Origin of the sequence: Methanoculleus sp. UBA413, from assembly GCF_002502935.1 — an archaeon.
GTDB classification, from domain to species: Archaea; Halobacteriota; Methanomicrobia; order Methanomicrobiales; family Methanoculleaceae; genus Methanoculleus; species Methanoculleus bourgensis.
In genome coordinates, this window is sequence record NZ_DAQR01000105.1 from 6,912 (window position 1) to 11,243 (window position 4,332).

A 4,332-nucleotide genomic window follows, 5' to 3' on the forward strand; every position below is an offset into this window, starting at 1 on the left:
GGCAGCCCTACGCGGTGCTCTTCACCGGTCTCGTGGCGAGTGAGGAGCGCCTCCGGCGGGAGAAGGACCGGCTCAGGCAGTACCTGGATATCGCCGGCGCCCTCTTCGTTGTCCTGGACGCGGACGGGCGGGTCAGCCTCATCAACTGCAGGACGTCCGAGGTTCTCGGCTACCCGGCAGATGTGGTCGTGGGCGAGCCCTGGATCGAGCGGTTCACCCCCCCGGAAGAGCGGGAACGTCTCCGCACGCTCTTTTGCAGGCTGATGCGTGGGGATACTGAGCCGGTATATGCGAGGACGTCGGTTCTCACTGCCGATGGAGGCGAGCGAATTATCCAGTGGCACAACACCGTGCTCCGGGATGGTGACGGTGCCGTCTGGGGGACGCTCAGTTCAGGGGAGGATATCACCGAGTGGCAGTACGCCGAGGCGGCACTCGGCCGGGCGAACGCAAAACTGAATCTTCTCTCGGCGATCACCCGCCACGATATCCTCAACCAGATCACCGTCGCACGCGCCTACATCGACTTCGCCGCGGAGGGCAGTGGGGATCTGGGTATCCGGGACTACCTCGAGCGTGCCCGGATTGCTGTCGGCGAGATCCAGAAACAGATCGAGTTCAGCCGGGACTATCAGGACATGGGGATGATGGCGCCCGCCTGGCAGAGGCCGGAAGATCTCATCCGGGAGAGCGTCTCAGAGTTGATTCTCCCGGTGGGGGTCCGGGTCCTGACGAACCTTGAGGGTCTTGAGGTCTACGCGGACCCGATGGTGCAAAAGGTCTTCTACAACCTCATCGACAACGCCGTCCGTCATGGCGGTGCTGTGACTGAAGTCTGGTTCTCCTGGATGAGGTCCGGACAGAACCTGGTGATCATCTGCGAAGACGACGGCATCGGCATCCCGGACAGCGAGAAGGCGGTGATCTTTCGTGCGACCTACAAGCGGCGGCATGGGCATGGGCTCTTCCTGGTCGCGGAGATCCTCGGGATCACCGGGATCTCCATCCAGGAGACCGGGGTCTTCGGTGAGGGCGCCCGGTTCGAGATCACCGTGCCGAACGGGGCATACCGGTTCGGGGATGGGGATGCAAAGCCGCAGGTAACCGAATAAATATGATGTAGTTAATATCTAAGAAAAGTAAAATAGAATCTTTTAATGTTTCCTCACGTTGCACCTATTCTACGGTGTAGTTGATGAAGAGAGATGCTCGCCATCTGGCTATTGCCATCGTAGCCGTCTGTGCCGTCCTGGTTCTTGCTTTTATCCTTGCAGCGCCCGGGACAGCCGGTGAAGAACCTGCCGCAACGGTCCGGACGATCACGGACATGGACAACAGGACGGTGACCATCCCGTCCGAGGTCAGGACCGTGGTCATCACCTGCTGCGGCGGAGCGGCGCAGGAACTGGCTGCCCTGGGGGTCGGCGACCGGGTCGTCGCCCAGCCGAAGAAGTGCACAACGGAGCGCCTGTATACCGTTGTCCCGGGATATCGCACCACACCTGATGTCGGTTCGTTCGACGAGGTTAATGTGGAGGAGATCCTGAAACTCAACCCCGACGTCGTTATTGGGAGTTATTATGCCGAGACTGGCAACTCCCGCATTGAAGCGGCCGGGGTTCCGGTCGTGCGGGTGCTCACGGGGCGTGCCGGAGTCGAGGAGCTGAAACAGGAGTTCCTCATGCTGGGTCAGGTCTTCGGGCGCGAGGAGCGTGCCGAACGGCTGGTTGCGTACTGGAATGAAACCCTCGCGCGGATCGAGGCGAAACTCGCCGATATCCCCGAGAGCGAGCGGAAACGGGTCTATTACATGATGAGCACGCCCCTCAAGACAGAAGGACTCGGTGCGTGGGGTAACGATATGATTCACGCGGCAGGAGGGATCAACGTCGCTGGAGGGATCGACCAGAAGGTCATCCGTGGGGGCTATGAGATCTCTGCCGAGGAGCTCGTCCGGTGGGATCCTGACGTTATCTATGTTCAATCGAGCATGAAGGACTACTCGAGCCCGGCCGGTGCGTTTGTAGCCAACCCCCAGTTTGAGACGATCCAGGCGGTCCGGGACGGGGCGGTGTATCCCTGCCCTGTAGGAACGTTCTGGTGGGATCGTCCCGCACCGGAGAGCCCGCTTGGGATCCTCTGGCTTGCACAGAAGCTCTACCCGGACCGGTTTGCCGACGTCGACCTCGCAGACGAGACAACGAAGTTTTTCCGTGAGTTCTACGACTACGACCTCACTGACGAAGAGGTCGAGAGCATCCTCCACCCAACACCAATTTCAATCGGGATGTGATCACACCATGACGAACCATATAATCCAGTTCCGGCAGGGTATGCCAGCGGCAGAGAACGTTGAACTCCTGGATGCGACCATATCCGGGTATCAGGCTTACCGGATCCTCTCGGCAGCGCTCGAGATCGGGCTCTTTGACTGGCTCTCGGAGCATGGGCCGGCCACACGCCATGATGTCACTGCGATCGGCATAAACGGGATGTTCACCCGGGGTTTTCTAGCGGCGCTTGCTGATATGGGGTATATCACGTTTGACGGAGGGGTCTGCGCAAACACCCGCATCGCCGAAGAACTCCTGGTCAGCACCAGCCCTACCTACCAGGGGGACCTGATCCTCGCTGCAGGCAGGGAGACTTCATCGTGGTCCAACCTGGCTGAGACGCTCAGGAACGGCGTTGAGAGACCTAAGACTGGTCTTCGACCGACGCACGACCATCTCAGGGCGGTCGCCCAGCGGTGCGTCCGGGGCGAACTGCAACACGTCGTCGGCCTGGTTGCCCGGCACCCCGGGTTTTGGGACGCCCGGTCCATGCTTGATATCGGCGGCGGCCATGGCCTCTATGCCATCGCTCTCTGCCAGGAGAACCCGGACCTCCAGGCATGCGTCTTTGATCTGCCGCACGTGGTACCGCTGACCCGGGAGTACATCGGCAGATACGGTATGGACGGGCGGGTCTCTGCCCGGGGAGGAGATATCCTCATCGACGATCCAGGCAGGGGGTATGACCTTATCATCGTCTCGCACCTCCTCTATAAGTTCAGGGACCGGCTGGTGGACGTCCTCGGCAAGGTCACTGAATCTCTCGCCCCCGGCGGGCTTCTTGTCCTCAACCACCTCTTCTGCACCCCTGATTGCACCGTCTCCCCCGGGGCCGGGGTCGCGGAACTCGACCGGGCGCTCATGAGCGCCGGGCATCCGCTCTGCCACCCGCAGGGGCTTGAGGCCGTGCTGAAGCGTCTGGGATACACCGGCATCACCAGCTCCCCCCACGAGACCGGGATGGGGTATGGCGTCCTCTTCTGTGCGACGAACGGTGAGGGGACTGGATGCTGCCAGGACGGTATCCCGGTTTCTGGTTGTGGGGGGTGCTGCGGACCGGAGCAGGGTGGGCTCTGATGATGGACGGCACGATCCTTGGCGATACCGTCCGGATCCTTGAGGAGCGCCTCGGGGAGAGGATGGATGATGTGCGGGTCGAGCGGGCGGTTGTGGGGATCTTCTTCACCGGGGTCAAACTCAGCACCGGTCATGGGGGCATCTGCGCAACACCCATAAAGTCGATCCCGGAGGCGGTCTGCTGCCCGAGTTCGGCGAAGGCGATGCCGCACTCAGGAAGGCTCCGGGAGCGCACGATCCGGGCCTTCATCGCCGACGCTCTTGGCGACCGGCCGATGCGCAAGGCGCTCGGGATCGCGGTCGTGAGCGCTCTCTCGGCGCTCTGTGATGATGTGTGCCCCCAACCGGGGTATACGGTCACCCGCGGCATCGATGCGGTCGATCTCCTCACGATACAGGAGAGCGGGAACGTTGTGGTCGTCGGGGCGCTGACCCCGTACCTGCGTGCCCTGAAACAGGCCGGTCAGCCGTTCCGGGTCCTTGAGATGGACCCCCGCACGCTCAAGCCCGATGAGCTCCCGTTCTATGCACCGGTTGAGGAGACTGACCGGGTTGTTCCCTGGGCCGACACCCTGATCATCACCGGGACCACGCTGATCAACGGGACGCTCGAACACCTGCTCGACCTCGCCCGGTCTGGGGCCACGGTGGTTGTGCTCGGGCCTTCGGTGAGCATCCTCCCGGACGCCCTCTTCGCCCGCGGCGTGGAGATCGTTGGCGGGAATGTGGTGACCGACCCCAACCGCCTGCTGGATATCCTCGCCGAGGGCGGTTCCGGCTACCACTTCTTCGGGAAGGGGGCCGACCGGATCGCCGTCCAGCGGTCTTCGGCGCCGTGAGCGCACGGGAGGAGGCCGGAGGCCGGGCGGGGTGGGGGCTACGAGGAGGGATCTACGAGTTCCGCCGCCTGCGGAGAGGGGGC

4 protein-coding genes are annotated in these 4,332 nt (G+C 62.6%); all 4 read left to right on the plus strand.

All coding sequences use genetic code 11. The features are described from left to right. The coding region (locus BP858_RS08645) for a PAS domain-containing sensor histidine kinase (RefSeq protein WP_286879304.1) at positions 1-1,112 on the plus strand (1,112 nt) is incomplete at its 5' end. Positions 1,113-1,195: 83 nt separating this feature from the next. Then, positions 1,196-2,293: an ABC transporter substrate-binding protein gene (locus BP858_RS08650; RefSeq protein ID WP_286879305.1), complete on the plus strand. Its 1,098-nt coding sequence runs from the start codon at positions 1,196-1,198 to the stop codon at positions 2,291-2,293. A gap of 7 nt (positions 2,294-2,300) precedes the next feature. Beyond that, positions 2,301-3,410, plus strand: coding sequence for a methyltransferase (locus BP858_RS08655; protein ID WP_286879306.1), 1,110 nt, complete (start codon positions 2,301-2,303; stop codon positions 3,408-3,410). Further along, positions 3,410-4,249, plus strand: a complete 840-nt coding sequence (locus tag BP858_RS08660; RefSeq protein ID WP_286879307.1) for a DUF364 domain-containing protein — start codon at positions 3,410-3,412, stop codon at positions 4,247-4,249. Before BP858_RS08655 ends, BP858_RS08660 begins: the two co-directional genes overlap by 1 nt. The last annotated feature ends 83 nt before the right edge of the window (positions 4,250-4,332 follow it).

What these genes read in the sequence shown, in the direction of transcription:
- BP858_RS08650 (WP_286879305.1), top strand. Translation starts at nt 1,196, where the DNA reads ATGAAGAGAGATGCTCGCCATCTGGCTATTGCCATCGTAGCCGTCTGT.
- BP858_RS08655 (WP_286879306.1), top strand. Translation starts at nt 2,301, where the DNA reads ATGACGAACCATATAATCCAGTTCCGGCAGGGTATGCCAGCGGCAGAG.
- BP858_RS08660 (WP_286879307.1), top strand. Translation starts at nt 3,410, where the DNA reads ATGATGGACGGCACGATCCTTGGCGATACCGTCCGGATCCTTGAGGAG.